The sequence below is a fragment of the Viridibacillus arenosi genome, from assembly GCF_001955655.1.
Lineage (GTDB): Bacteria > Bacillota > Bacilli > Bacillales_A > Planococcaceae > Viridibacillus > Viridibacillus arenosi.
Map to the genome: position 1 here is coordinate 68,901 of NZ_MSPW01000011.1, position 24,181 is coordinate 93,081.

The following is a 24,181-nucleotide window of genomic DNA, read 5'->3' on the forward strand; positions in this document are numbered from 1 at the left end:
TTCCCCCTTATTCCGGTTGAGGATTATTCTTTTCAGCCATAAAAAATACATATGCCTGGTTCATCAACTCAAGCACATCCTGATCAATCGGATATAATCCCAGTTTCTCTGACTGCTCTTGCGACATCCTTATTTCCCACAGCTTATCTAAAAATTCATTCTCACCATCAAATTCCTCTAAACGCTTTTCATCCATTCTTCTAATGATATTTTGAACTTTGGTTGCTTTTGGACCGTCCTTGATATAACGCTTTAACTGACCTATCAGAGCGATCCATTCTAGTGAATCAGAACTGTCACTTGTCATATTGGGAACCTTTTTCCATAGCTTTATTTCTCTTTCTTTAAATACAGATTCTCTATAATCCTGCTGTATTTCTTTATCTTTACTGGATAATTGCATGATCTTCTGAATTGCAATCCAGTTTTCTTCACCTTCAATAGCAATTCCATGTATCAACTCCCGTAAGGACTGTTCTATTTTCTTTAAGTTTTCCTGTTCTTTTAATACAAATGATAATTGACTCTTTAGACTATCCGACCAATCCCACTCACTGGAAGCGAGCATATTCTTAATCTCATTCAAGCGAAATCCAATTTTTTTTAAAAATTGAATCTGCTGTAGTTTTTGTATTTCTTTATTCGTATATAAACGATGACCACCTTCTGTTTTGGACGTTGGTTTTAATAATCCGATTTTATCGTAGTGACGCAGTGTTCTTACTGTAACACCTGTCAGCTCTCCCACTTTGTTAATGTGTATCAACTGATAAACCTACCTTCCTGTACGTTAAGACCTAATCGTTAACAACTGTTTTATTCATTCAACTTTTATTCTTCTTTACGAAAAAGAGTTTTAAGTAAGTACCCTGTTCCCAAGCCAATCAGCACACCAGGAAATGCATTATCCAGAGTCAGTCCAACACCAGCGCCTATAATGACACAACCATAAATAATAATATCGTCTTGTTTCATCTAATCCCCCTATTTTTCTAATCTAACTAGATATTGCAAAAAAAGTAGTTACTAAACAGTATACAAAATGACGCAAGGTAAGCTTCAAGTATTTATTAGAACTTTATTAATTAATTTATATAAACCTTGAAACTGACGAGGGGTCACCTTCTATAATGGTATCCAAAGAGAGGAATGGTAAAAATGAAGAAATACTGTAAGGTTATGTTGCTTATTCTTACTATAATATTTTTAAGTTCCTGTGCAGGGGGTGGGGAAAGTGAAGACATTCAAATGGCCTCACTTAAAGATATAGATAGCATTTATATAGAGAATGGAAGCATCGATATAGATGTAGTATCAGCGGATATTGATGAATTGGAATCGTACTTACATTTGTACGACAATGGTCCAGGGATTGAAATGGAAGAGGGGGAGCAAAAAATAACGATTCGATTAAAAAATGATATAACCCGTCTGTTTAAAATCAATCGGATGCCCCATTTGGAAGTTCGGATTCCTACTGAATTCAAAGGTGAAATCATTGTTAATGGCTCCTCCGGTAGCATCGTTGGTAAGGATCTTCAAACTCATAATTTACAAGTTAATGGAAAAAGCGGAAGTGTAAAACTTGACTTCCTTCACTTTCATAGTGAGGTTCACGTTACTACGACAAGTGGGAATGTGGACATTTCATTGAATGAGGATGAACCTGATGCAACGCTACTTCTCAAATCTAACAGCGGAAGACGTTCAGTCGGTATTGTATTAAATGATAATCAACAAAGCAAAAAAGAAACAAAAGGAACATCTGGGACCGGAGATTATGAAGTGCAGCTGGAAACCTCTTCAGGAAATATATCATTGAAATAAATACAGGTACTACTTCAAAGCTAATACCACTCCAAGAAGAAAGCGTAAACTCTACTTGGACTGACTTGTAATGCTTTAGAAGATCTTTGAGCTGTTTAGACAGCTTTTTTTTATTCAACTAACGGGGGAGTTTAGTGGAAGAAGATAATGAACTTCATAATTTCGTATTCAATAAAGGGTTTAGGAGGGGTATTTTGCAAGAAAGACGGACATGGAAGTATTAATAAGGTTAGTCCGATGATTTCAAAATAACTGTAATCATATAGAATCTTTGGATACTGTTCAACAAGAAGATGTTCATGAATTTCTTTTAACTTTAACAACTAAGCATTGTGAGATTGTGAGGGGAAATATGTTAGTTCTATTCAAGTTAGCCAAAAGAAAACGAGTAATAACCATATACCGATTTTGGATATCAAATCTAAAGAACTTCCTCCAACTATTGAGCCTCTAACTTTTGATGAACAAATAAAAGTGGCCTTTATGAACAACCTTTTGTTGTTCCGTTAATGGGTAATTTTGTGGAATAACCCTTTATAAGTAAATTGAACATTTATGTAATAAGAATAAAAAGACCACCAATAAAAATATGAAGGTCTTTAAAAACAATGATATATACAATTTTCATTGAATATCGAGATTTACCACTTTTAAGAATGCATGAATATGTTAAAGGATGTCCAAAAATCATCTTCTCAATTATGTAGAATCGAACACAATAAAATATAATGAATTAGAAGGTTGTTCAAAATGAAAATATGGAACCATTTAGTATGACGGGAAGGAATTATAATTATAGTACCGGGGGAGTTTTAAAATGGATATTCAACATCTTAAATATTTTGTAGAAGTAGCCAAACAAAAGAATTTTACGAAGGCATCTGAGAGCCTACATGTATCTCAGCCTTCCATTAGTAAGATGATAAAAAGCCTGGAAGTGGAGCTTCAAGTGACGTTGCTAGATCGTTCGGAGAGAAAAGTGGAGCTGACAGATGCGGGCAAGGTTGTTTATGATCAAGCATTGAAAATTTTGCAGATGATGGAAGATATCCATTCTTCTGTAAACGAAGTCGTTCATGTAAAAAAGGGAACCATTAAAATGGGATTAATGCCGACTTTGGGTGTAATGTTATTTCCGAACGTGCTGGCTGATTTTAAAAAGGGTTATCCACAAATTGAAATGCAAATGGTCGAATTTAGCGGGAAACAATTAGAACGAAAAGTAGTACAAGGGGAAGTGGATGTTGGTATTACCGTATCACCAGTTGACTCTGAAGTGTTTGAATCCATCCCCTTATTCAAAGAAGTACTAGTTGTCATTGTTGACAGGGATCATTGGCTGTCGGAAAGAAAATCAGTACTTTTATCCGAATTAAAGGAAGAAGCCTTTATTCTCTTTACCGAAGAATATGTTCTGCATGATGTGGTAATGAAGGCCTGTTTGCGATCGGGATTTGAACCTAATTTAGTCTACAAAAGTTCCTTATGGGATATCGTTGGAGAGATGGTAGCGGCACAATTTGGGATATCTGTTGTTCCTAAGTCGGTAGCAAACCGATTTAAGGATCAGGTTTCTATTGTTTCTATTACTTCACCTCAGATTGATTGGGAATTGGCAATGATTTATAAAAAGAATAAGTATCTTTCCTATGCAGTTCGGGAGTTCATTACTTATCTTCAAGAAGGAAAAACCTAACTATAACTTCATGGAATAGTTTTGATGTCTTTTATATATTTTACGAATCGGGAATCTCAAAGTAGAATGATCTATATTACATATTGTTCTATTTCGGAGGTGTTGCTCTTGAAAAAGGGCTTAACAATTTTATTGCAAATTGGGGTTATTATTGCATTTACCTGGATCGGTGACTATATTGTCTCTCTTCTTCATGTACCTATTCCAGGAAGTATTATCGGGATGATTTTATTATTCTTCGGTCTTCATTTAGGCTTGATTAAATTAAATTGGGTGCAAGCTGGGGCTACGCTTATTATTTCCGAGATGATGTTATTTTTCATACCGGCAGTCGTTGGATTTATGGAATATTCATGGATATTTGGCATCAAAGGACTAATTATTTTATTCATTGTTGTTAGTGGTACAGCACTTATGATGATAGCAACAGGAGTCATCTCCGATAGGATTTTAGAAAGAAAAGACGGTGAAGCAAGGAAATGGTTACCAAAATCTTCTATATAATTATCACTGTCCTATTTTATTTTTTGGCGAAAAAGATTAATCGGAAAAAACCAGGATTGTTATTTTCACCAATCATTCTAACACCTGTTATGCTCATTGTTCTCCTTTTGATAATGGATATACCATACAAAGAATATGCAAATGGCACTTTTCCAATAAATAAATTGTTAGACGTTGTAACCGTTGCATTAGCCATTCCATTGTATCGAAACTGGTCGTTTCTGGTGAAAAATTGGCGCGTGATTGTATGTAGTCTTGCAGCCGGTTCCTTGATTGCTGTTGTTTCTGGAATTTTATTTACTTACCTGCTTGCAATGGGAAAGGATTATATGCTTAGTATTATTCCTCGCATTGTCACCATTCCAATTGCTGTCAGTTTGTCTGAATCCATTGGAGGGACTCCTGCCATAACTGTTCTTTTTAGTATGTTGACATGCTTTGTTGGTGTCTTCATAGGACCAACTATAATGAAGCACTTTTCCATTAAGCATCCATTGTCTATCGGCATGATGTATGGTTTGGGTGCACAGGCACTTGGGACTGCAAAAGCGTTTAAAATCGGGGAAAAAGAGGGAACAACCTCCAGTGTATCCTACATTCTGACTGCCATCTTTACAGTCATCTGGGCACTAATCCTAACACCTTTTATCCATACTTTGAACGTGTAGGAATATTGGTTCAACCTCTAACATGAATATAATTCAAAACAATTGATATTATATGCATTGAAATCAAGGATTTAGAGTGATTTATAATCAAACTTAATTCTAAACCAACAGTAATTGTGGATTGAAAATAAAGTCGCGAGGTTTATAAAAAAGTTGCGAAGCTTTACCCCTTTAGATGTAAATTGTCTAAAGGGGTTTCTTATGGTAAAAAGATATAAGATTATTCCATAATCGGGTCAGATTATTTAATAATGTTTAGTAAGATAAATGAAAATCGTGAAAGAATGGACTTAAGCTAACGGACAGAATAGTAAGGAGGTACGTTTATAATAAATAAAATTAAAACAATAGTAATTTGTACGTCTATTGTGCTAATAATTCTGCTTGGTATTACTTTTTTTGAATACATATTTTTAAGATTACTTGGATTTCATTATGATTCAATTGGTGCTTTAATATTTTTCTTTATTATGTATGTATTCCTTGAAATACCTCTCTCACTCATTACAAATGCGATACCAAAAGCTTTGAAATCTGTCGGTATAATTCAATCAAGTAAGGGATGGTTGTCATTTATTTTGAATACGGGTCTTACTTTTGAGTTAATTCAATTACTCGATACCTTCATGGCGAATATTGCGATTACTTGGCAGGGTTCACTCATATTTGCATTGATTTCTGGACTTTTCGGTTTGATATTAAAAGAGAAAGATGATGAACCTCCGATGATTGACAGTGAAGAATTTAAGGGAATAGGAAATAGATATAATTCTAAGAAATAAGCTATCTAACGCAAGGCTTGTGAAAAATTACACTTAAAGTAACGGGTGCTTTAGTAGAAGATTTTTGAGCTGTCTTAACAGCTCTTTTTTTTATTCAACTAACGGGGTAGGGCCTTATTTTTATCACATTTACGAAAGAGATGAGTAATTGTTCTTGAACTAACCTGTGCTTTACTTGAAGAACATTGAGTTGCCTACAATATGCTATCAATATTCAGAGCAAGTCAATAAAGATGTAGAAGTATGGGAAGTTACTTTACTATCAAGCAAGAGAGAGTACGTAGATGGGATGTGGTACATAAAGTCAGCGGGGTAGATTGATGTTAGGACAAAGACAAACTTCTCAGCTACTCTTTTATCAAACTGTAGGGGACGCCTTTATTGAAGATGAACTCTCTTTTTTCTGCAATAGTGGCTATAATAAAGTAGTCAAAGCCTAATTTTCTCGGTATTGTAAGCAAGAAACTAGGCTTTTTTTCAAAATACCAGTCAGTGGTCAGTGTATTCAATAATAAATTATAGTCTAACCTTAACCTCAGTACCGTCCTTAGCTTTGACATCTACTAGCACGATCCCTTTATAATTTTTCAGTTCCTTGACGATAGGCTTTAGCGTTTTTTTGTCTATTAGTGGAAAGGTAAATTCCAGTTTTTTTCTTTCGAAGTGTTCTTTTGTCCATTTGTTTGCATTTTGCTGAAAAAATTTTGAAGACAAAATTGAAATAACAATGTTTAAAATAGCATATGGAATTGGGATGGTAAACCGAACGTCTTTTGCTTTCACTTTTACATACATCATAAGCAAATCACTAATCAATGATGACAGAAACGGTATCCCCGTTTGCCGATTTAATATCAACAATTTGGCCATCTAATTCGTTTTCGATTGCTTCAATAATTAGGCTTATGTCAATATCTTTAACGTATTTTTCCGATTGAGGAATACTCGCTGCGATGCTGTGTCCAGCCATTAATACTACCTTGACAAGTTTTATAGGCAAATTGACAGTGACGTTATCATTTTCGGCTGATACAACACGAATTTTTAATGTTTTATCTAAATACTTAGTCGGTTTTTCAAGAAGCTTATTACCTGTTTCTTCTTTCTCTTTTAATACTTGAATCAGTTCTGATCCCTTATCTGCATCAATCTTCCCTTCTTGAACCATTGTTAACACTCTTGTAATTTCCTCTTTCATGATAAATTCCTCCCTATTCCTCTTTTAAGAGCTTAATGGCTTCTTCTGGTGTGATTTCGCCATTTTCCAACATGGTGACAACCTTTTTCTCGTCTACTTCATTTTTCTTCTTCTGCACATATCCAAGGGATGAAATGATGTCCGTTAGCTTACCTCGAACTGTTGGATATGAAATCCCCAGATCCTTTTCAACTTCTTTGATATTTCCTCTGCATGTTAAAAATACTTCCACAAAATGAAGCTGATCCTTTGATAAGGATGCCAGCTTAGATAATTCAAACTCATTTTCAATCGTAGTGTGACAATGAGTGCACTGCAACTTTGTAATTTTCAATGTTTTACTGCAGACAGGACAATTTGTGATTACTTTATAAGCCATAATGAAACCCTTCCTTTTAGTTGATTCGATTATATTATATAACGAGAAATCAAAAATATAAATAATAAAATTAATTTTTTTGTTGAAAAAAGATAATGATGTTAATTTTATGTTTAATATTATTAATTATTCGTTTTCGTTGTTCATTTCAGTATTTACCATGATGGATTGTAGACATTTCTCTTGATGAAAATACCCAGTTACATAATGAGCACGATTACTTAGACTTAGAGGTAAATTTTATTAATCATTGCAGTAACTTTTTAATAGGTATATTTTGGAAGTGTATTTTTTCGTTCATTTTTGTCCATAAATTAGAAGATATGCCGAAAAAATCCTGCTATTTATTAAATGTAGTATGATTTAAAAAATCTGAACTGATTATATGTGTTTTCAGACTTTTTCGCTAAAAGGAGTTTCCTTATGCTAAAGAAAATGAGAATCTATATCTCATCAACAGGTTTAATAGAAAAGTTAACGGATCAACAATATTTTCCTAATTGGCAAAGTAATAAACAAAATTAAATATAAATACGCAAAAAAACAAACAGTAAATGAGGTAGTGTATGGGCTTTTTCAAAAAGAAAAGTAATTCTAAAATACATTCCAATTCTATTTCAGCTAGCCAAATGATGACGACAAGTTCAACAAACGAATTAAAAGCAAATCTTCAAGAAAATATACAAATAATAAAAGATTCCATAGGAAAAAGCTCGGATATTATCATTCGAGAAATTCGAATTGGAGAAGAAGGAACTATTAAAGCCGGTATTATCTATACAGATGGATTAACTGATACAACCGCATTACAAAATTTCATTTTGGAAACGCTCATGCTCGATTTTAAAGAGACCGAATTACAGGAAAAGCTATCTCCTGAACAAAATCTTATTACCGTATTAAAAGATTTTGCCATGACAGTAGGAGAAATTAAAGAACTAACTAATTTTGAAGTGCTTTTTACTGGACTTTTATCGGGGGATACGATTATTTTAATCGATGGATATGCCCAAGGTTTAATCATTTCCAATAGGTATTGGGTTGAGCGTGGAGTAACGGAAGCAACAGCCCAGGTGGTAGTAAGAGGACCACGAGAGGGATTCTCCGAAAATTTGCGTGTAAATACAGCTTTAGTTCGTAGAAGACTTAAAGACCCAAATCTTTGGATGGAATCAAAAGTTATTGGAAAACGGACGAAAACGAATGTTGCCATGATGTATATTAACGGAATTGCAAACGACAAAATAGTGAAAGAAGTCCGTTTGCGTTTAGATAAAATAGATATTGATGGAATTCTTGAAAGTGGAAATATTGAGGAATTGATTCAGGATACACCATACTCACCTTTTCCAACTATATTTAATACGGAACGTTCGGATGTAGTAGCTGCAGCATTATTAGAAGGACGCATAGCCATTTTTGTAGATGGAACACCATTTGTCCTAATTGTTCCAGCATTATTCGTTCAATTTTTTCAATCTTCGGAAGACTACTATCAGCGTGCGGATATTGCGAGTCTTATTCGTCTCCTTCGCTTTTTTGCATTCACGATTGCATTGCTTGCACCTGCATTATTTATTGCGGTCACAACTTTTAATCATGTAATGCTACCGCCGGCACTCCTTATTAGTCTGGCAGCCCAACGAGAAGGTGTCCCATTTCCGGCATTTGTTGAAGCAATTATAATGGAAATCACCTTTGAAATCTTGCGTGAAGCAGGATTAAGAATGCCACGAAGCATCGGTTCAGCCATGTCTATTGTAGGGGCATTTGTAATTGGAACAGCAGCGGTTGAAGCAGGCATGATCTCTGCAGCGATGGTAATCGTGGTTTCAATAACAGCCATTGCTAGTTTCGTTTCTCCAACTTACGACTTAGCTATCTCTGCCAGGATACTACGCTTTGGGTTTATGGCAATAGCTGCTTCTTTTGGTTTATTAGGAATAACGATTGGTTTAATTGCTCTACTTCTGCATTTATGCAGTTTGCGTTCTTTTGGAGTGCCATATATGTCTCCACTTGCTCCATTTAATCTTTCTGATCAAAAGGATACGTTTATTCGCTTTCCTATATGGAAAATGTTTACTCGACCCCGTCTAATCAATCAACAAAATATCGTTAGGCAACAAGATTCAGCCGCTGCAAAACCAGAAACATCAAAAAACAAGGAGCATGAAGGGGTTTAAACGATGAAAAAGTGCATGTTTGTTCTTCTGATTCTCAGTCTCTTTCTTACGGGGTGTTGGGACCGGAGGGAATTAAATGAGCTTGGCATTACGTTGGCAATAGGAATCGATAAAGTAGAAGATGAATACCAAGTAACTGCTCAAGTGGTTGTTCCTTCGGAAATATCGGCGAAAACAAGTACTGGGCGTTCACCAGTCACCCTGTTTCAGGCAAACGGAGAAACGGTATATGAAGCCCTTCGAAAAATCACAAAGAACTCGCCTCGGAAAATATATCCTGGACATCTTCGAACGCTTGTGCTTGGTGAGGATTTAGCTGAAGAAGGTATAGCCGAATCCTTAGATTTTCTGTCAAGAGATTGGGAACTTCGATCTGATTTCTTTGTTGTTATTGCTAAGGATATGACCGCAGGGGAAGTACTGAATGTCACAACAACGATTGAAAATATACCCGCCAATCATATGTTTAACACGCTTAAAACGTCAGAAGCTTTCTGGGCTGCAACGAACGGCTTTTTATTAGATGAGTTGATAGCCAATCTTACAATTGATGGAAAGGAAGCCGTATTAACAGGGATTCTAGTAACCGGGGAAAAAATGGGATCAAGCAAACAGAATGTGGAATCGATTACTCCTTCTGCGCAAATTAAATATGATGAATTAGCGGTGTTTAAAAAAGATAAACTGGTAGGCTGGTTAACTGAACGGCAAAGCAGAGGGTATAATGGCATCGTCAACGAAGTGCAAAAAACTGTAACTGCTATATCTTGTCCTGAAAAGGGGAAAGCCACTTTAGAGATTATTCAATTCGATTCTAAAATAAAAGGCAAAATAAACAAAGGTAAGCCTGAAGTGGATGTCAATATTAAAGTAAAAGGAAATGTTGGGGAAGTAGAGTGTCAAATTAATCTTAATGATCAAGAAACAATTGTTAGGCTAGAGAAGAATACTGAAAATAAGCTGGAAGAGATTTATAATATGACCATTGAAACGGTACAAAAACAATTTAAGTCAGACATATTTGGATTTGGTGAAGCCATTCATCGATCTAATCCGAAAGAATGGAAAAAGATTAAAAAGCAGTGGGATGAGGAATTTCCTGAGATGACGGCGAATGTTAAAGTTGACGTAAAAATTGTGCATACTGGTACAGAAGGTAATTCATTTTTAGATGAGATAGAGGTAAAATAATTATGATAAAAAGTATTGGAATACTCGTAATTGCTGCAGTCATTCTATGGATTGAAGTTCCACCTCTCTTAGAAAAAAAATATAAAAAAGAGTTATTTGTATTTTCAATTCTTCTTGCAATTGGGGTAGGTCTAAGTATTACACTTTTTGGATTTAAAAAACCTATTCCAAATCCATTTGATTTACTCACTTTTATTTTTAAACCGCTGGATGATGTTATTTCTCTTTTGTTGAAATAAAAGAACAGAACAGTGTAGAGGGGAAGGTATGATATGAAATGATGCAAGACGTTAAAATAAATCCGTACCAATTTCTAGTTTTAGTTATTTTATTTACGATTGGTACGAGCATCTTAACTGTACCATCAGCATTAGCAACCGACGCGAAGCAAGACGCTTGGATTGCCGCTATAATTGGTACGGGAATCGGTTTATTAATCATATGGCTATTCATCACTATAGCACATTGGTTCCCTCACCTAACCTATGTCCAAATCATTGAAAAACTATTTGGAAGATGGATAGGTAAAGTCTTTTCAGCTTTGTTTGTACTCACGTCCCTTTTTTTTGCTTCAGAACTTTTGTATTATTTTGGGCTATTCTTAAATATCCATATGATGCCAAATACTCCAATGGTAGTCCTTAATATTCTTATGGCGGGGATTGTGGTGATGGGAGTCCGTCTTGGATTGGAAACCTTCGCTCGTACTGCAGAAATCTTAATTGTCGTGTTCTTCGTCATTTTATTTATTTTAGTGGTGTTTATTTCACCTGAAATAAAGTTTGAAAACATACAGCCTGTATATGAGATGGGGACAAAAAAGATTGTTCAATCATCTATTTTTTATGTCATAGTATCTTCAGTTGATGCCATTGTTCTCTTAATGATTTTTCCTTCCGTTATTAACAAAATGAAACAAGCTAAAAAATCTTTTTTAATTGGAAACTTAATTGGCGGCATTGTCATCATAGTTATTACAATTTTGTGCGTTACGGTATTAGGTGTTGACAAAACTGCAAGTGAGATTTATCCAAGCTATGAACTGACCAAAAAGATAAATATCGGGAATTTTGTACAGCGTATTGAGGGATTAATGGCTTCACTTTGGGTTATCACCCTCTATTTTAAGACGACCCTTTATTTTTACGCTTCCGTTTTAGGGATGGCACAAATTCTGAATTTGAAAGATTACCGCCCTTTAACATTACCGTTAGGCATGATTGCAGTTGTCCTTTCTCTCGTGATTTATCCAAATGTCATGTACCAACAACATTGGGACAGTACAACGGGTAATTCCTTAACATTATCAATCGGACTTTTTTTACCTCTTTTGTTGGTAGTCGTATATGCAATAAGAAAAAGAACGGGATAGAAATAAGCAAATAGATGATTCTTGAACTAACGGATTCCTTAAAGAATCCGATATTTTTTGTACATGTAGGAGTGGGATTTCTTATTTGCTGTACAAAAACGATGATTCTTGAACTAAGAAGGTTAACGTTATATTTTATTGAACTTATTGTACTAACGGGTGCTTAAGTAGAAGAGCGTAGAGCTGTTAAGACAGCTCTTTTTTTTATTCAACTAAAGGGGTAGGTTCGAAGAGTGGTATGTATCATTGTTAAACAAAAGGACCATTTTGTAGTAGACTTTCTCTGAAGATAATTGGATATTTATGTTAAAATATAATAGAAATTGCGAAGAGTTGTACATTAATTATGTAGCAGGTTAGGAAAGTAATTCACAAAAAAAGGGGATGTGTATTTATTACGTTGGAATTCTTATTGGGTGGTGGTTTAGTGAAATTTAGTGAGTTTTTGGCAATGGGTTTAGAAGGATGTAGTTCATTTTTGTGAAAAAATGCACTTAAATAAACGGGTTCTTTAGTAGGGGATTTTTGAGCAGTACCTTTTTTATTCAACTAAAAAGGTAGATTAGTTGAACAAGGAATTTGTTACCTCACGTATCAACGCCTTAAATTCGCTAACTCTTTAGTAAGACATATACTGTTGACGCATGAAATGGAATTTTTATAACGAAGGTCGACTTATTAAATAAATGGGGAGTTCATATGAAATTATTTATAAAGACCTTATTTGTTTCATTGGCAATGATTTTATTTGTTATTACAGGGTGTTCTAATGGAAAAGAAGACGAAGGAGAATATATAGAAGTTCAAAAGCGTATTGGTGATGAAAATAAATATGAAGACTTCAAAGAAATTACTGATAATAAACAAGTTCAAAAGGTGAAAGATATTATATTGAATAGGGATGATTGGAAAAACGCCAAAGTAGATATGGTACGTCCTGCTGATTATAAGTTTGCATTTCAATCTAAAAATCCTAAATCGTCTGAAAAAGCAGTGTTATATGAAATTTGGATAAGTCCAAATAAAGATAAATTAGAGGTTGTTAGAGGTGTTGATCAGTATGTTCGACTTAACGTGGAAAATTCTACTGATTTATTTGAAATATTAACAGGAGAAAAGCTTTCTGATTTTTGATTGGATAATATGGATATTTAAAAAGAGTTTGAAGGTAATTTTGAACTTTAATCCTTCTGGGGGCTTAGTAAAAGATCTTTGAGCTGTTCAAACAGCTCTTTTTTTATTCAACTGAAGGGACAGGTTAGTTTAATATGATCATTATCATTTAACGATAAAGATTAATGGTTAAAGAAAAAAGAAGTGATTTACCATTAATAATGGGTAGTATGGTAAAATTTAATAGTTATATGATGTCTTTAAATTGTATTTCAGTTTATTCTTTGACTTTTTGAAAATGTCATAAGAAATTAAAAGGGGTAGATTAAGAGTGAAAAAGTTGTACAAGGTATTATTACTAATAGCTATGTTATCTTTGGTTATATTTTGCAATCCACGCGAAGGATTTGCTGAAAGTTTTTCACCTACAATCATAGAAAATGAAGTAAATGCTAAAATTACCTTTAGCAATAGGAAATTAACGAATAAACCTATTACAGTTACTATCGACACCTCAAACTCTAATGGAGGAAATAACTATATTTATGATTTACATAATGAACAATCTAATAAAGCAGTAATTCAAATAACCGAAAACGGAGTGTATAATTGGTATATATTTGATAAAGATAAAGAATTGATCTGGGGAAAAGCCAAAAAAATAACTATCGATATTAAAAATATAGATATGAAAAAACCTAAAATAACGATAAATAAACCCTCTTTAGAGTATGGTACAGGTAACTATCAGCTAAACATAGAAGTTGCAGATGCGGAATCTGGCATTAAGACAGTTATTTATCCAAATAATTATAAAAAAATTATACCATTAGAAGAAGCATTATCAGGGCATAGTCTGCCATTTGTTGTTTATAAAAATGGAAGCTACAAATTTACAGCAATAGACTTTGCAGGAAATAGAACAGAAAAGTATATTAAAGTAAAAGATTATAAAAAGGCGAAATTAAAAATAAACAAAGTAACTTCAAGAAGTAGTTATATAAAAGGTTACTCAGAGAAGAATACATGGATCTCTATTTATTATGATTATCCTGCTGGTGCACGTATTGCAAAAGTAAAAACGGATAGCAAAGGTAAATTTAGCGCATATATCGGTAAACAGAAAACAGGAACCAAACTTTTAGTAAGCACCTTGCATATACCTAAAAAACATGTGAGTGCAAATAAGCGAATCAAAGTTAGTAAGTAACTTTTATCATGAAATGACTAGTCTTATAGGCAGGTCATTTTTTTATATAATGAGTGTTAAAACTTCAATAAGATACATCTCGTTGAACGTATCATGAGTAGGAACGATTTTTTAGTAATGATTACTGTTCTTCTTCAACAAAAGGAGTGCTTTAGTAGAAGATCTTTGAGCTGTTCAGACAGCTCTTTTTTCTTATTAAACTAAAGGGGCAGATTAGTTTAATAAGAATATAGAAAGATATATTAAAAAAGTAGGATGCCGTTCGAAGGGTTTATTTTGTCAGCAGAACGAACCGCAATGATTAAATATTTGAAACAGCACGTTATCCCAACGTTAAGGGAATGAGGCTATAAGTAAGCGTCAAATAGCGCCCACCTTCTTTCAGGGGGCGCTTATTCCACCAGTCAAAATGATGCCTCATCTACTAGATTATTAGTCATTATTAATTTTTTTGTAGGAAGCGGAACCCTTCTCCGTGTCCCATGCTTGACTTAGTCTAATTCTAAAAATAGTTGTATTAAACGACGGACCTCATCCGTTGATTTTGTATCCATCAATTGGTTTCTTAGTTCACTCGAGCCTCTAAATCCCTGAGTATAGATTTTGAAAAAGCGAAGAAGTGGCTTAAATGGACGAGGTTCGATTTCTTTTGAATATTTATCATGAAGATCTAATTGTAAAAGTAATAAATTGAGAAACTCTATCATACTATGTTCTTTAGGTTCTTTTTCAAAAGCAAATGGATTCGTGAAAACGCCGCGGCCAATCATTACGCCATCAATGCCGTATTGTTCTACTAATTTTAAACCTGTTGCTCGGTCAGGGATATCTCCGTTAATTGTTAATAACGTATTTGGAGCAATTTCATCTCGAAGTTTTTTTATTTCGGGGATTAGTTCCCAGTGAGCATCTACCTTACTCATTTCTTTTTTCGAACGAAGGTGAATAGAAAGGTTCGCAATATCTTGTTTCAATACATGTCCTAACCAATCGCGCCATTCGTCAATGTCGTGATAACCTAATCTTGTTTTAACGCTAACTGGCAATTCACCGGCTTTTGCTGCTTGAATAATTTCTGCTGCCACTTCAGGACGTTGGATTAATCCAGCACCTCTTCCTTTTGATGAAACGTTTGGTGCGGGGCAGCCCATATTTAAATCAATCCCACGAAAACCAAGTTTTTTCATATCGATACTCATCTGTTTAAAAAACTCAGGTTTATCGCCCCAAATATGAGCGACAATAGGTTGTTCATCTTCCGTAAACGTTAAACGCCCACGCATACTATCTTTTCCGTCAGATTGGCAATAACTTTCTGTATTTGTAAACTCCGTAAAAAATACGTCGGGTTTTGCTGCTTCACTAATGACGTGGCGAAACACAACGTCTGTGACATCTTCCATTGGTGCTAATATAAAAAATGGCTTCGGTAAATCAAGCCAAAAATTATGTTCGTTATTCATTTATATCCTCCTATTGCAACATATAAAAACAATATTTATCTATTGCAAAATCCTTTACTCATCATACATATTATCATTTCTTGTAGTTGGTTGCACTGTCCTATAACTAATACTGAATTTTCAAAAATGACTAACTAAAACTTTAAATCGCAAAAAATTTATTTATCTTATAGAGAAAGCAACCTTTTTTAGTAATTGGAATTAAGTGGAAAATTGGAGCTCCTTAAAATAGGGGAGCTTTTTTGTTTGTTAAAAAATTATTAAAAATCACGCATTTTAAATAAAAAAATAATAAATATATTGACTTATTAGCTATAAGAATATAATATTCAATAATGAAAATGATTATCATTATCGTTGTCATGACCTTACAACAAAGGAGAATACATCTTATATGAAGAAAATAAAAAAAGGCAAATTAGCAATTATTTACGCTATTATATCCATATTATTAGTGTTAGCAGGATGCGGATCGAATCAAGATTCATCAAAAGAAAATTTAGATAACAAGCAAAAGGTGACTGTTCAGCATGAACTAGGAAAAACAAGCATTCCTAAAAATCCTAAAAAAATAGTCGTTCTTGAATTATCATTTGTTGATGCACTTCAAGGTTTAGGCATGAAGCCAATCGGAATTGCTGATGATAATAAAACAGATATGATTGAAAAGCTTGTTGGAGACAAAATAGATTATACCTCTGTTGGAACACGTCAACAGCCTAATTTAGAAGTGATTAGTTCATTGCAACCAGACTTGATTATCGCAGACTATCAGCGTCATAAGGAAATTTATAAAGATCTTGAACAAATTGCTCCAACAATTGAGTTGAAGAGTCGTGAGTCAACATATGAAGAAAATGTAGATTCATTTAAAACGATTGCTAAAGCAGTTGGAAAAGAAAAGGAAGCAAATCAACGTTTAGATGAACATGAAAAAACCATTGCAGAATTAAAAAATGAATTAAAAGAAGAAAAAGATCAGACAGTGTTACCAGCCGTTGTAAGAGATACTTCATTTCAAGCGCACACGTCTTCTTCATTTGACGGAGAGTTTCTTGAAAAGTTAGGTCTTAAAAACGCAGTACAAAACAAAGAAGCATATGCTGAAATGAACTTAGAGCAGTTGTCTGATATTAACCCAGATATCTTAATTTTAGCAAATAATGAAGGTAAACTTTTAACAGATGAATGGAAAGGAAATTCTCTTTGGAAGAATTTGAAAGCTGTTAAAAATGACAAAGTTTTTGTAGTTGATCGTGATTTATGGACAAGATACCGAGGTGTAGTATCAGCTGAGGCTATTGGAAAAGATACGGTTAAGTTACTAAACGAAGAATAAAAGTAAAATAATTATGGTTAAAAATAGGGGTGAGAATAGATTTACTATTCTTGCTTCTATTTGTTTAAAAAGAAAACTTGAGAAAGTGTGTTGTAAAATGACTAACATCGTTCTAAAGCCAAAAGCGAATAAATATATAGTCGCATTTGTCAGTGTTTGTTTATTAATAGTCGGAATGGTTATACATATTGCTTTCGGCTCTTCATCCATAAGTTTTATAGATGTGTTAAAGGCATTATTTGCATCAGACGATTCTAAACAAACAACGATTATTCAGACGCTTAGACTTCCTCGGGCTGTTCTTGCAGCACTTATTGGTGCCAGTCTTGCTGTAGCAGGAGCACTAATGCAAGCAATTACAAGGAACTCTTTAGCATCTCCGCAAGTCTTTGGCGTAAATGCGGGTGCGTCTTTAGCGATTGTGATGGCACTGATTCTATTTCCGGAATTGAATTCACAAACGACTGTATATATTGCCTTTTTAGGAGCAGCGTTAGGAGGAATAACCGTCTATTTATTTGCATCAGGCGGTAAAACCACACATGTGAAACTAGCACTTGCAGGTATGGCAGTCCATTTGTTTTTATCATCACTTACACAAGGAGTTATTGTGTTGAATGAACAAGCAACCGATGTGCTGTACTGGCTTGTAGGTTCTATCAATGGTAAAGACTGGACCCATGTCAAAATTCTCTTTCCATGGTTTGTTCTTGGACTGTTTTTTGCATTTAGCATGTCACGTTCAATCTCTATATTAGTTCTAGGTGAAAATATGGCTACGGGTTTAGGTGAAAAAGTAAAATGGATTCGTTTTTTTGCGGGAGTGATTGTTGTTATGCTTGCAGGTGCATCAGTTGCTGTAGCAGGTCCAATCGGTTTTGTTGGTCTTATCGTTCCTCATATTGCAAGAAAGTTAGTCGGAGGAGACTACCAGAGGATTTTACCGTTCTCAGCCCTTTTAGGAGCCATTTTACTTGTCTATGCTGACGTGTTATCACGTTTTATTGCATATCCTTTTGAGTCTCCAGTTGGAATTGTTACAGCACTTATCGGAGCTCCTTTCTTTTTATATCTGGCTAAAAAAGGGAGGAATATCAAACAATGACCAAAAGAAAACATCCATATGGGATACTAAGTGCCTTTCTTGTACTTCTGCTAATCGTCGCAATTATTAGCTTAGGTGTAGGTGCTATCTATATTTCCCCTCTTGATATATTAAGCAATATAAGTGGGACTTCACAAAATAATACGTTTATTTTATATAATTACCGTATTCCACGTATGATTATTGCCATTGTAATTGGGGCATCTTTAGCCGTAGCAGGAGCAATCCTACAAGGGATTTTAAAAAATCCTCTAGCTTCACCTGATGTTATAGGGGTTACAAAAGGAGCGGGTTTGTTTGCTGTTTTTGTATTAATTGTATTTCCTACAGCTTCTATACTGGTATTACCTATTGCAGCATTTATAGGAGCAGCGGTTATTGCAATTATTCTCATGATATTTTCGTATGCTCAAGGGGCAAAGCCGCATACATTAGCACTTGTCGGAGTAGCTTTAGGGGCCATTTGCCAAGCAGGAATTCAATATTTCATGATTAAATTTCCTGATAATGTAAATACTACACTTCTTTGGTTAACAGGAAGTTTATGGGGAAGAGGATGGAGTGAAATATGGATTTTGGTTCCCTCTATCATCCTTATTCCATTCATAGTCATTTTTGCATCGAAGTTGGACATCTTAAATCTTGGAGATGAAATTGCCGTTGGTTTAGGAGAACGAACAAAATTTGTTCGTTATGTTTTATTAAGCATTGCTGTTATATTGACAGGCTTATCTGTGGCTGTTGTCGGAGCAATTGGCTTTATCGGTTTAATTGCCCCGCATGTCGGAAGAAGGTTAGTAGGAAGCCGTTCGAAATTTTTACTACCAGTCTCAGGAACAGTAGGAGCGCTGTTTTTATTGATCGCGGATACTTTAGGAAGAGGTATCGTCCCTCCAGTTGAAATTCCAGCAGGTATTGTAACAGCTGTCATTGGTGCCCCATATTTCTTATATCTACTGCGCCGTGAACAGAAAAAGTAAATGAAAGGATGAATAGTAATGACAAAACTAACAGCAGAAAAACTTTCATTGTCGTACAATTCAATTTCTGTTATTAATAATATTGATCTTCACATTCCAGAAGGGAAAATTAGCATTATTATTGGCTCAAATGGCTGTGGAAAATCAACTATTCTTCGGTCTTTAGCCAGGTTGTTAAAGCCTACAGCAGGAAGTATTTATATAAATGGTAAAGATATTCATCGACATTCATCAAAAGAAGTGGCGAAACAGCTGGCCATTTTGCCACAGTCTCCTGAAGCACCTGAAGATTTGACGGTTAAAGAACTTTGTTATTATGGACGCCATCCTCACAAAGGTTTACTTTCTCGTTATTCTGCGGAAGATCATGAAATTGTAGATGAAGCTTTAAGAGCAACTAAAATGGATTACTTAGGTGATCGTACGTTAGATGCTCTATCAGGCGGTCAGCGTCAGCGAGCATGGATTGCAATGGCTTTAGCGCAAGGCACAGAGCTGTTGCTTCTCGATGAACCGACTACTTATTTAGATTTAGCTCATCAAATAGAAGTACTTGAGTTGTTGTGTTCACTAAATAGTAAGCACAATCGAACGATTGTCATGGTTTTGCATGACTTAAACCAAGCTGCGCGTTATGCAGATTACTTAATCAGTATCTCAAACGGGCAGATATACAGAGAAGGCCCACCTGATGAAGTATTCACTGAGAAAATGATTGAAGATGTGTTTGGACTATCTTCAATTATTATTCAAAACCCTGTGGATCAATCACCTCTTTGTATCCCAATAGGAGTCAAAAAATAAATTCTCTTTCATTAGAAGGAGAGCATTTTAATGTTTCTAATAAAAACAGCTTGTGATGTATTCTCATCAGCAAGCTGTTTTTATTTCTTAATTAATATGGAATGTAGAGTGAGAAAGTTATTCAAAAAAAGGGTATGTCAATCGAAATTAATTATAAGGACCATTTAAAGTATGAAAGACTACTTGAAAAATTTGGGATCGAGAGAGTGTATTGGGAGAGAAAAGTATTGAATGGGGTATTGTCACAGAATTAGAAGTAGTAAAAGCAATGGTTCGTAAAATTGCTTTTGTGCATAGCTACGCAGACTTAACTTTTATAGAAGAGTTGGAAGAATGTTCAGTTTATGAATTTGGCGAAATGGCTATTTAATTTAAAGATTGTAAATACTCACTTAAGTACTTTTAGGATGGTGATTTATATATAATCTCTTTTACTTCATCGCTCTTAATGCAAATTATTCGCGAAGAATAAATTTTTCTGAAAAATATTAAAGTCCAATAAAAAACATAGTTGTTTAAACATATGGAGTGAAATTGAATTCTTTTACTATATTTATTTTTTACCTTGTATAATATATGTATGAATATTTCAATATTCGTTAAGTGTAGAAAATGAAAGTTTTTTATTTTAAGGAGATAAAATGTTTAAGACTATTAGATGGCGTATGTATATTAAAGTAAAGTCGAAAGAAAAAGCTCAAAAGGTAATCAAGCGATTAAAGCAAGAAATAGGGGATATTGAAGTGGTATCTTTACAACCATATTGGAAAGATGAAACATTGTTTGAGTTAGATTGCGAGACCACTCTCATGATTGAAGAACCAGAAAAATCGGTGTTTGAGGTTCTTCGTTTGTCCAATCAAATAAGTAACGATTTATATGTCACTGGACCAATTCTATATGAAAACAATCGTGTACAGTTTGAAGGAGTTTGTTCATCTTCTAGTGTAGTAGGTATTCATTGGTTCCATTTCCGAATAGCTAATTTTGATTAGTAGCTATTTTTAACGATTTGCGTTCCAAAATTAGAAAATGATATTTTCAACTATCTTTAGCAACCAGCTATTAGTGACTGATAGATGGTAACTGTTTTTCTATAAACAAAATTAAACTACATATATATAAAGTGACGATAGAGTTGTTACATGAATAATAAAGTATAAAATAGTTGTTAAAAAAAGTAATTTGTTAATAATGTTGAAGTCTGGTATAATCTAAAAATTATATTAGTCCAACTATTATTAAATAAAGAGGGTGAATAAATTGACTAAAAACCTTAGACAATTGAAAAACGTTTCAGTGATCCTAACGCTTCTAACTTAGAGAATAATTTAGAAGCGAGGAATAGTTATATGAAAAATCAAAGAATCTTTAGTAAACCATTTATATTCTTATTTATTAGCAACTTTTTAGTTTTTATAGGGTTTGATATGTTGCTCCCTATTTTGCCAGCCTATTTGTTAAGTATAAATGCAACTTCCATTCAAGTAGGTCTAGTGACAACATTATTTACGATAGGTGCTGTTTTAATCAGACCTTTTGTAGGGTACTATTTAATCGATAACCAACGAAAAAGTCTAGCCATTGGTGCAAGTGCAGCTTTAATGATTATTACAATGCTGTATCCATTTCTTAATTTTGTATGGCTTTTTCTATTGTTACGCATTTTCCATGGTGCAGCGTGGGGGGTATCAACCACAGCAAATAGTACAATGGTAGTCGATTTAATTCCTAAGTCACGGTTAGGAGAAGGAATGGGGTATTTTTCTATCTCTACAACGGTAGGGGCTATTATTTCACCGAGTATCGGTATCCTTATATATGAGTCGTTTTCCTTCGATGTTTTAATTTGGTCCTCCGTAGTACTTAGTTTATTGGCTGTAATTGCGCTTCAATTTGTAAAAGCATCTCCTACAACTGTAATGCGTGAGAAGCAACCATTTCGATTTTTGGATATGATTTTTGAAAAAGAAGTGTGGTTCCCAGCGTTACTGACTGTTATTACAACACTTGGTTTTGGAGCGGTTATTACATTCTTGGTTCTTTTTGGAAAGCAAAAGGGGATAGATCATATTTTTCTATTCTTCCTTATCAATGCAACTGTAGCAACTTTGATACGTCCATTTACTGGGAAATGGTATGACAAAAAAGGACCGTGGTCTATTATCATTGTGTCAGCTATGTTAGGGTTTTTATCACTTGTTATGCTGTCTTATGCATCAAATGATATTGGTCTAATAATAGCAGCGATTTTATTTGGAGCAGGTTATGGAACAGTTATGCCATGTTTACAAACATGGACGGTTCAAAAGGTAAGTGAAGAAAAAAGTGGCACGGCAAATGCAACTTTCTTTTCTAGTTTTGACGTTGGCGTTGGAGTTAGCGCATTTGTATTAGGTATTTTAGCTGAATGGATTAGTTTAGAAATGATCTTCCGGATTGTAAGTTTAAGCTTTATTGTTGTTGCGGTTTTAGTCTACAAAGATTATTTAAATGAGAAAAAGCTTAAAAATATATAAATCCATCTCAAACAAATCTACTATAAAATGGTTTGGTAAACAAACACATTTGTAATCAACAATATAGAAATTTTTAGTATGAAATAAACAAAAGCCATCCATCTAGTCTTAACCTAGATGAATGGCTTTTTGCATACTATTAGATAGTAAAATACGCTATAACTATTTTGATTCATTCGTTTGCTTTTCAAAATCACATAGATCAATCCATTTCTGAATAGATACAATGACGTCATTAAATGCCAAACCGTTTGGTGTTAACTCATATTCTACTTTTTTAATGGAAGAGTCAATTAGCTTTTTATTGATTAAGCCAGCATCTACTAATTCATTTAAGCGTTCTGTTAGTAAGCGGTCAGAAATTCCAGGAATTAAAGTGTGAATTTCGTGATAACGTTTAGGGCCTGATAACAGAGAATAAATAATCATCCCCATCCAGCGTTTTCCGATAAATTCAATTGCTTGATGGTAGCTACTACATTTATGTGTACAATTCGGTTGAGTCATAAAACAACCTCCCGCATGTGAATGCATTTTCCTCTATTGTAACATATAAAACTTTTTTATTGACGTATAAACTTACTAATGGTAAGATTTATTTATCAACTTACCTTAAGTAAGTTTTAGGAGGAAATATAATGACAACTACAACAGAAAAAAGTTTATATACAATTATGGAAGACAGAAAATCAGTTCGTAAATACGATCCGACTTTTAAAATGACTCAAGCACAACTTGAAGAGATCATAAAAGAAGCTACAAGTGCACCTTCTTCAAGTAACCTACAAGCATGGAGATTCCTTGTTATTCAAGATGAAGAAACGAAAAAAGAACTTCGCGCAATTGGTAACAATCAAGAACAAATTGAAACATCTTCAGCAGTTATTGCCGTTTTAGGTGATGCTGAAATGTACAAAAACGTAGAAAAAATCTACACACAAAATGTAGAAGAAGGCCATATGGGTGAAGAACAGAAGAACATCACAATCAACAATACAATGCGTATGTACCCAGCAGCACCATTAGAAGTAAGACAAAGTATCGCAACTTTTGATGCAGGTCTAATTTCTATGCAATTGATGCTGATCGCAAAAGAAAAAGGTTTCGATACAGTAACAATGGGCGGATTTGATAAAGTGAAATTTGCAGAGCGATTTGAATTACCTGAGAATGAATTCCCAATCGTATTAATTGCTATCGGTAAAGCAGCAGCACCAGCATTCGGCTCATCACGTTTACCATTAGAGGATATTGCTCGTTTTATCTAAATAACATAGCAAGTTAAAGATTCAGCAGAAACGAATTTGTTTCTGCTTTTTTTTTGTGGTTTTTACAATAAAATTAGGGGTAAAGAGGTAAAAATATAAATTTATAGAATTATATAAAGAACAAATTGAAGGGAGCTTAGATAATGAGTAATAAGTTAGTGCGGGTTGGAACTACTTATATTCCAGTAACTAATGTAGACATTTCTGCAAAGTGGTATGTAAAGAACTTAGGTGCTGTACTGAGCTATCAAGACGAAGAGAAGGTGATTCTTAATCTAGCAGATCAAAGCTTTTTCTTAGTGAAGGCAGAAGAGACTCAAAGTTCGAATTTCATCGATAGTAACGGCAATGAACGTTTTTCCATGACTTTTGAGGTAAATGGGCTCGATGCTTTAGAAGAATTACATAGCTTCTTTATGGAAAGTGAAATGCAAGTTGGGAATATTGAAAATAGAGGTCATGCTGGAAGAAACTTTGTATTTGCTGATTTAGATGGGAATAAATTTGATGTGTGGAGTGAATTGAGTCCAAATTTTCAAGAAATCAAAAAATTGATTAGTGAATAGGTAAAGAGCTT

At 34.2% G+C, this 24,181-nt stretch carries 27 protein-coding genes; 20 read left to right on the forward strand and 7 right to left on the reverse strand.

Going from position 1 to position 24,181, the window contains the following annotated elements:
- Window positions 1-7: 7 nt before the first annotated feature.
- Together BK137_RS17300 and BK137_RS22400 are read right to left on the reverse strand one after the other, a co-directional pair.
- Window positions 8-766, reverse strand: a complete 759-nt coding sequence (locus tag BK137_RS17300; RefSeq protein ID WP_038182607.1) for a MerR family transcriptional regulator — start codon at window positions 764-766, stop codon at window positions 8-10.
- A gap of 65 nt (window positions 767-831) precedes the next feature.
- The gene (locus BK137_RS22400; protein WP_038182603.1) at window positions 832-975 is read right to left on the reverse strand and encodes a hypothetical protein; all 144 of its coding nucleotides are present in this window, start codon (window positions 973-975) and stop codon (window positions 832-834) included.
- Window positions 976-1,158: 183 nt separating this feature from the next.
- Here BK137_RS22400 and BK137_RS17305 point away from each other — a divergent pair, with 183 nt between their 5' ends.
- From BK137_RS17305 to BK137_RS17325, 5 genes are all read left to right on the forward strand, one after another.
- Entirely contained in the window at window positions 1,159-1,827 is a 669-nt protein-coding gene (locus tag BK137_RS17305) for a DUF4097 family beta strand repeat-containing protein (RefSeq protein WP_038182600.1), read from the forward strand.
- A gap of 817 nt (window positions 1,828-2,644) precedes the next feature.
- The gene (locus tag BK137_RS17310; protein ID WP_038182596.1) at window positions 2,645-3,523 is read left to right on the forward strand and encodes a LysR family transcriptional regulator; all 879 of its coding nucleotides are present in this window, start codon (window positions 2,645-2,647) and stop codon (window positions 3,521-3,523) included.
- 99 nt (window positions 3,524-3,622) lie between these two features.
- Window positions 3,623-4,027 carry a CidA/LrgA family protein gene (locus tag BK137_RS17315; protein WP_425318991.1) on the forward strand — a complete coding sequence of 135 codons (405 nt, stop codon included), beginning with the start codon at window positions 3,623-3,625 and terminating at the stop codon, window positions 4,025-4,027.
- Entirely contained in the window at window positions 4,003-4,695 is a 693-nt protein-coding gene (locus tag BK137_RS17320; RefSeq protein ID WP_038182586.1) for an LrgB family protein, read from the forward strand. Before BK137_RS17315 ends, BK137_RS17320 begins: the two co-directional genes overlap by 25 nt.
- Window positions 4,696-5,063: 368 nt before the next feature.
- Window positions 5,064-5,477, forward strand: coding sequence for a YrvL family regulatory protein (locus tag BK137_RS17325; protein WP_235175699.1), 414 nt, complete (start codon window positions 5,064-5,066; stop codon window positions 5,475-5,477).
- Window positions 5,478-5,993: 516 nt separating this feature from the next.
- On the opposite strand, the gene BK137_RS17330 is transcribed toward BK137_RS17325, so the two are convergent.
- Genes BK137_RS17330 through BK137_RS17340 form a run of 3 tightly spaced genes read right to left on the reverse strand, consistent with a single transcriptional unit; the run spans window position 5,994 to window position 7,054 of the window.
- Window positions 5,994-6,275 (reverse strand): hypothetical protein, encoded by a 282-nt coding sequence (locus tag BK137_RS17330; protein ID WP_038183195.1) that lies wholly within the window; start codon window positions 6,273-6,275, stop codon window positions 5,994-5,996.
- Between the two features lie 10 nt (window positions 6,276-6,285).
- Window positions 6,286-6,675 (reverse strand): SHOCT-like domain-containing protein, encoded by a 390-nt coding sequence (locus tag BK137_RS17335; protein WP_038182580.1) that lies wholly within the window; start codon window positions 6,673-6,675, stop codon window positions 6,286-6,288.
- A gap of 13 nt (window positions 6,676-6,688) precedes the next feature.
- On the reverse strand, window positions 6,689-7,054 hold the full coding sequence (locus BK137_RS17340; RefSeq protein ID WP_038182577.1) for a DUF2089 domain-containing protein: 366 nt from the start codon (window positions 7,052-7,054) through the stop codon (window positions 6,689-6,691).
- A gap of 566 nt (window positions 7,055-7,620) precedes the next feature.
- Here BK137_RS17340 and BK137_RS17345 point away from each other — a divergent pair.
- The 6 genes from BK137_RS17345 to BK137_RS17370 all read left to right on the forward strand — a co-directional run bounded on the left by BK137_RS17345 (window position 7,621) and on the right by BK137_RS17370 (window position 14,126).
- Window positions 7,621-9,240 (forward strand): spore germination protein, encoded by a 1,620-nt coding sequence (locus tag BK137_RS17345; RefSeq protein ID WP_038182574.1) that lies wholly within the window; start codon window positions 7,621-7,623, stop codon window positions 9,238-9,240.
- Window positions 9,241-9,243: 3 nt separating this feature from the next.
- Entirely contained in the window at window positions 9,244-10,431 is a 1,188-nt protein-coding gene (locus BK137_RS17350; protein ID WP_038182571.1) for a Ger(x)C family spore germination protein, read from the forward strand.
- Window positions 10,432-10,433: 2 nt separating this feature from the next.
- The gene (locus tag BK137_RS17355) at window positions 10,434-10,670 is read left to right on the forward strand and encodes a hypothetical protein (RefSeq protein WP_038182570.1); all 237 of its coding nucleotides are present in this window, start codon (window positions 10,434-10,436) and stop codon (window positions 10,668-10,670) included.
- Window positions 10,671-10,708: 38 nt separating this feature from the next.
- On the forward strand, window positions 10,709-11,803 hold the full coding sequence (locus BK137_RS17360) for a GerAB/ArcD/ProY family transporter (protein ID WP_038182567.1): 1,095 nt from the start codon (window positions 10,709-10,711) through the stop codon (window positions 11,801-11,803).
- Between the two features lie 699 nt (window positions 11,804-12,502).
- Window positions 12,503-12,937, forward strand: coding sequence for a hypothetical protein (locus BK137_RS17365; protein ID WP_038182564.1), 435 nt, complete (start codon window positions 12,503-12,505; stop codon window positions 12,935-12,937).
- A 310-nt stretch (window positions 12,938-13,247) separates the two neighbouring features.
- A complete protein-coding gene (locus tag BK137_RS17370; RefSeq protein WP_038182560.1) occupies window positions 13,248-14,126 on the forward strand; it encodes a hypothetical protein in 879 nt (292 codons plus the stop codon).
- Window positions 14,127-14,617: 491 nt separating this feature from the next.
- On the opposite strand, the gene BK137_RS17375 is transcribed toward BK137_RS17370, so the two are convergent.
- Window positions 14,618-15,589 (reverse strand): tRNA dihydrouridine synthase, encoded by a 972-nt coding sequence (locus BK137_RS17375; RefSeq protein WP_038182557.1) that lies wholly within the window; start codon window positions 15,587-15,589, stop codon window positions 14,618-14,620.
- A 394-nt stretch (window positions 15,590-15,983) separates the two neighbouring features.
- Between BK137_RS17375 and BK137_RS17380 the strand changes: the two genes are divergently transcribed.
- The 7 genes from BK137_RS17380 (at window position 15,984) to BK137_RS17405 (ending at window position 22,336) form a co-directional block, all read left to right on the forward strand.
- Complete coding sequence (locus BK137_RS17380; RefSeq protein ID WP_038182555.1) at window positions 15,984-16,928, forward strand: ABC transporter substrate-binding protein; 945 nt, start codon at window positions 15,984-15,986, stop codon at window positions 16,926-16,928.
- A gap of 97 nt (window positions 16,929-17,025) precedes the next feature.
- Window positions 17,026-18,033, forward strand: coding sequence for a FecCD family ABC transporter permease (locus BK137_RS17385; RefSeq protein ID WP_038182552.1), 1,008 nt, complete (start codon window positions 17,026-17,028; stop codon window positions 18,031-18,033).
- Window positions 18,030-19,013: a FecCD family ABC transporter permease gene (locus BK137_RS17390; protein ID WP_038182550.1), complete on the forward strand. Its 984-nt coding sequence runs from the start codon at window positions 18,030-18,032 to the stop codon at window positions 19,011-19,013. Before BK137_RS17385 ends, BK137_RS17390 begins: the two co-directional genes overlap by 4 nt.
- An 18-nt stretch (window positions 19,014-19,031) precedes the next feature.
- Window positions 19,032-19,817: an ABC transporter ATP-binding protein gene (locus BK137_RS17395; RefSeq protein WP_038182547.1), complete on the forward strand. Its 786-nt coding sequence runs from the start codon at window positions 19,032-19,034 to the stop codon at window positions 19,815-19,817.
- Window positions 19,818-20,028: 211 nt separating this feature from the next.
- Window positions 20,029-20,187 (forward strand): hypothetical protein, encoded by a 159-nt coding sequence (locus BK137_RS22405; protein WP_155981173.1) that lies wholly within the window; start codon window positions 20,029-20,031, stop codon window positions 20,185-20,187.
- A gap of 271 nt (window positions 20,188-20,458) precedes the next feature.
- Window positions 20,459-20,812: a hypothetical protein gene (locus BK137_RS17400; RefSeq protein ID WP_051448650.1), complete on the forward strand. Its 354-nt coding sequence runs from the start codon at window positions 20,459-20,461 to the stop codon at window positions 20,810-20,812.
- Between the two features lie 357 nt (window positions 20,813-21,169).
- The gene (locus BK137_RS17405; protein ID WP_038182545.1) at window positions 21,170-22,336 is read left to right on the forward strand and encodes an MFS transporter; all 1,167 of its coding nucleotides are present in this window, start codon (window positions 21,170-21,172) and stop codon (window positions 22,334-22,336) included.
- 162 nt (window positions 22,337-22,498) lie between these two features.
- Here the strand turns inward: BK137_RS17405 and BK137_RS17410 are convergent, their stop codons facing one another.
- Window positions 22,499-22,843, reverse strand: a complete 345-nt coding sequence (locus BK137_RS17410) for a winged helix-turn-helix transcriptional regulator (protein WP_038182542.1) — start codon at window positions 22,841-22,843, stop codon at window positions 22,499-22,501.
- A 131-nt stretch (window positions 22,844-22,974) separates the two neighbouring features.
- On the opposite strand from BK137_RS17410, the gene BK137_RS17415 reads away from it, so the two are divergent.
- Window positions 22,975-23,604 (forward strand): nitroreductase family protein, encoded by a 630-nt coding sequence (locus BK137_RS17415; protein ID WP_038182539.1) that lies wholly within the window; start codon window positions 22,975-22,977, stop codon window positions 23,602-23,604.
- A gap of 143 nt (window positions 23,605-23,747) precedes the next feature.
- Window positions 23,748-24,170, forward strand: a complete 423-nt coding sequence (locus BK137_RS17420) for a VOC family protein (protein ID WP_038182536.1) — start codon at window positions 23,748-23,750, stop codon at window positions 24,168-24,170.
- Window positions 24,171-24,181 lie beyond the last annotated feature (11 nt).

Excerpts from the sequence above, each read along its gene's own strand:
- BK137_RS17350 (WP_038182571.1), top strand. The coding sequence starts at position 9,244 with ATGAAAAAGTGCATGTTTGTTCTTCTGATTCTCAGTCTCTTTCTTACG.
- BK137_RS17420 (WP_038182536.1), top strand. The coding sequence starts at position 23,748 with ATGAGTAATAAGTTAGTGCGGGTTGGAACTACTTATATTCCAGTAACT.
- BK137_RS17395 (WP_038182547.1), top strand. The coding sequence starts at position 19,032 with ATGACAAAACTAACAGCAGAAAAACTTTCATTGTCGTACAATTCAATT.
- BK137_RS17310 (WP_038182596.1), top strand. The coding sequence starts at position 2,645 with ATGGATATTCAACATCTTAAATATTTTGTAGAAGTAGCCAAACAAAAG.
- BK137_RS22400 (WP_038182603.1), bottom strand. The coding sequence starts at position 975 with ATGAAACAAGACGATATTATTATTTATGGTTGTGTCATTATAGGCGCT.
- BK137_RS17410 (WP_038182542.1), bottom strand. The coding sequence starts at position 22,843 with ATGACTCAACCGAATTGTACACATAAATGTAGTAGCTACCATCAAGCA.
- BK137_RS17400 (WP_051448650.1), top strand. The coding sequence starts at position 20,459 with ATGTTTAAGACTATTAGATGGCGTATGTATATTAAAGTAAAGTCGAAA.
- BK137_RS17360 (WP_038182567.1), top strand. The coding sequence starts at position 10,709 with ATGATGCAAGACGTTAAAATAAATCCGTACCAATTTCTAGTTTTAGTT.
- BK137_RS17340 (WP_038182577.1), bottom strand. The coding sequence starts at position 7,054 with ATGGCTTATAAAGTAATCACAAATTGTCCTGTCTGCAGTAAAACATTG.
- BK137_RS17415 (WP_038182539.1), top strand. The coding sequence starts at position 22,975 with ATGACAACTACAACAGAAAAAAGTTTATATACAATTATGGAAGACAGA.
- BK137_RS17345 (WP_038182574.1), top strand. The coding sequence starts at position 7,621 with ATGGGCTTTTTCAAAAAGAAAAGTAATTCTAAAATACATTCCAATTCT.
- BK137_RS17330 (WP_038183195.1), bottom strand. The coding sequence starts at position 6,275 with ATGATGTATGTAAAAGTGAAAGCAAAAGACGTTCGGTTTACCATCCCA.
- BK137_RS17305 (WP_038182600.1), top strand. The coding sequence starts at position 1,159 with ATGAAGAAATACTGTAAGGTTATGTTGCTTATTCTTACTATAATATTT.
- BK137_RS17385 (WP_038182552.1), top strand. The coding sequence starts at position 17,026 with ATGACTAACATCGTTCTAAAGCCAAAAGCGAATAAATATATAGTCGCA.
- BK137_RS17380 (WP_038182555.1), top strand. The coding sequence starts at position 15,984 with ATGAAGAAAATAAAAAAAGGCAAATTAGCAATTATTTACGCTATTATA.
- BK137_RS17365 (WP_038182564.1), top strand. The coding sequence starts at position 12,503 with ATGAAATTATTTATAAAGACCTTATTTGTTTCATTGGCAATGATTTTA.
- BK137_RS17335 (WP_038182580.1), bottom strand. The coding sequence starts at position 6,675 with ATGAAAGAGGAAATTACAAGAGTGTTAACAATGGTTCAAGAAGGGAAG.
- BK137_RS17390 (WP_038182550.1), top strand. The coding sequence starts at position 18,030 with ATGACCAAAAGAAAACATCCATATGGGATACTAAGTGCCTTTCTTGTA.
- BK137_RS17375 (WP_038182557.1), bottom strand. The coding sequence starts at position 15,589 with ATGAATAACGAACATAATTTTTGGCTTGATTTACCGAAGCCATTTTTT.
- BK137_RS17320 (WP_038182586.1), top strand. The coding sequence starts at position 4,003 with ATGGTTACCAAAATCTTCTATATAATTATCACTGTCCTATTTTATTTT.
- BK137_RS17355 (WP_038182570.1), top strand. The coding sequence starts at position 10,434 with ATGATAAAAAGTATTGGAATACTCGTAATTGCTGCAGTCATTCTATGG.
- BK137_RS17405 (WP_038182545.1), top strand. The coding sequence starts at position 21,170 with ATGAAAAATCAAAGAATCTTTAGTAAACCATTTATATTCTTATTTATT.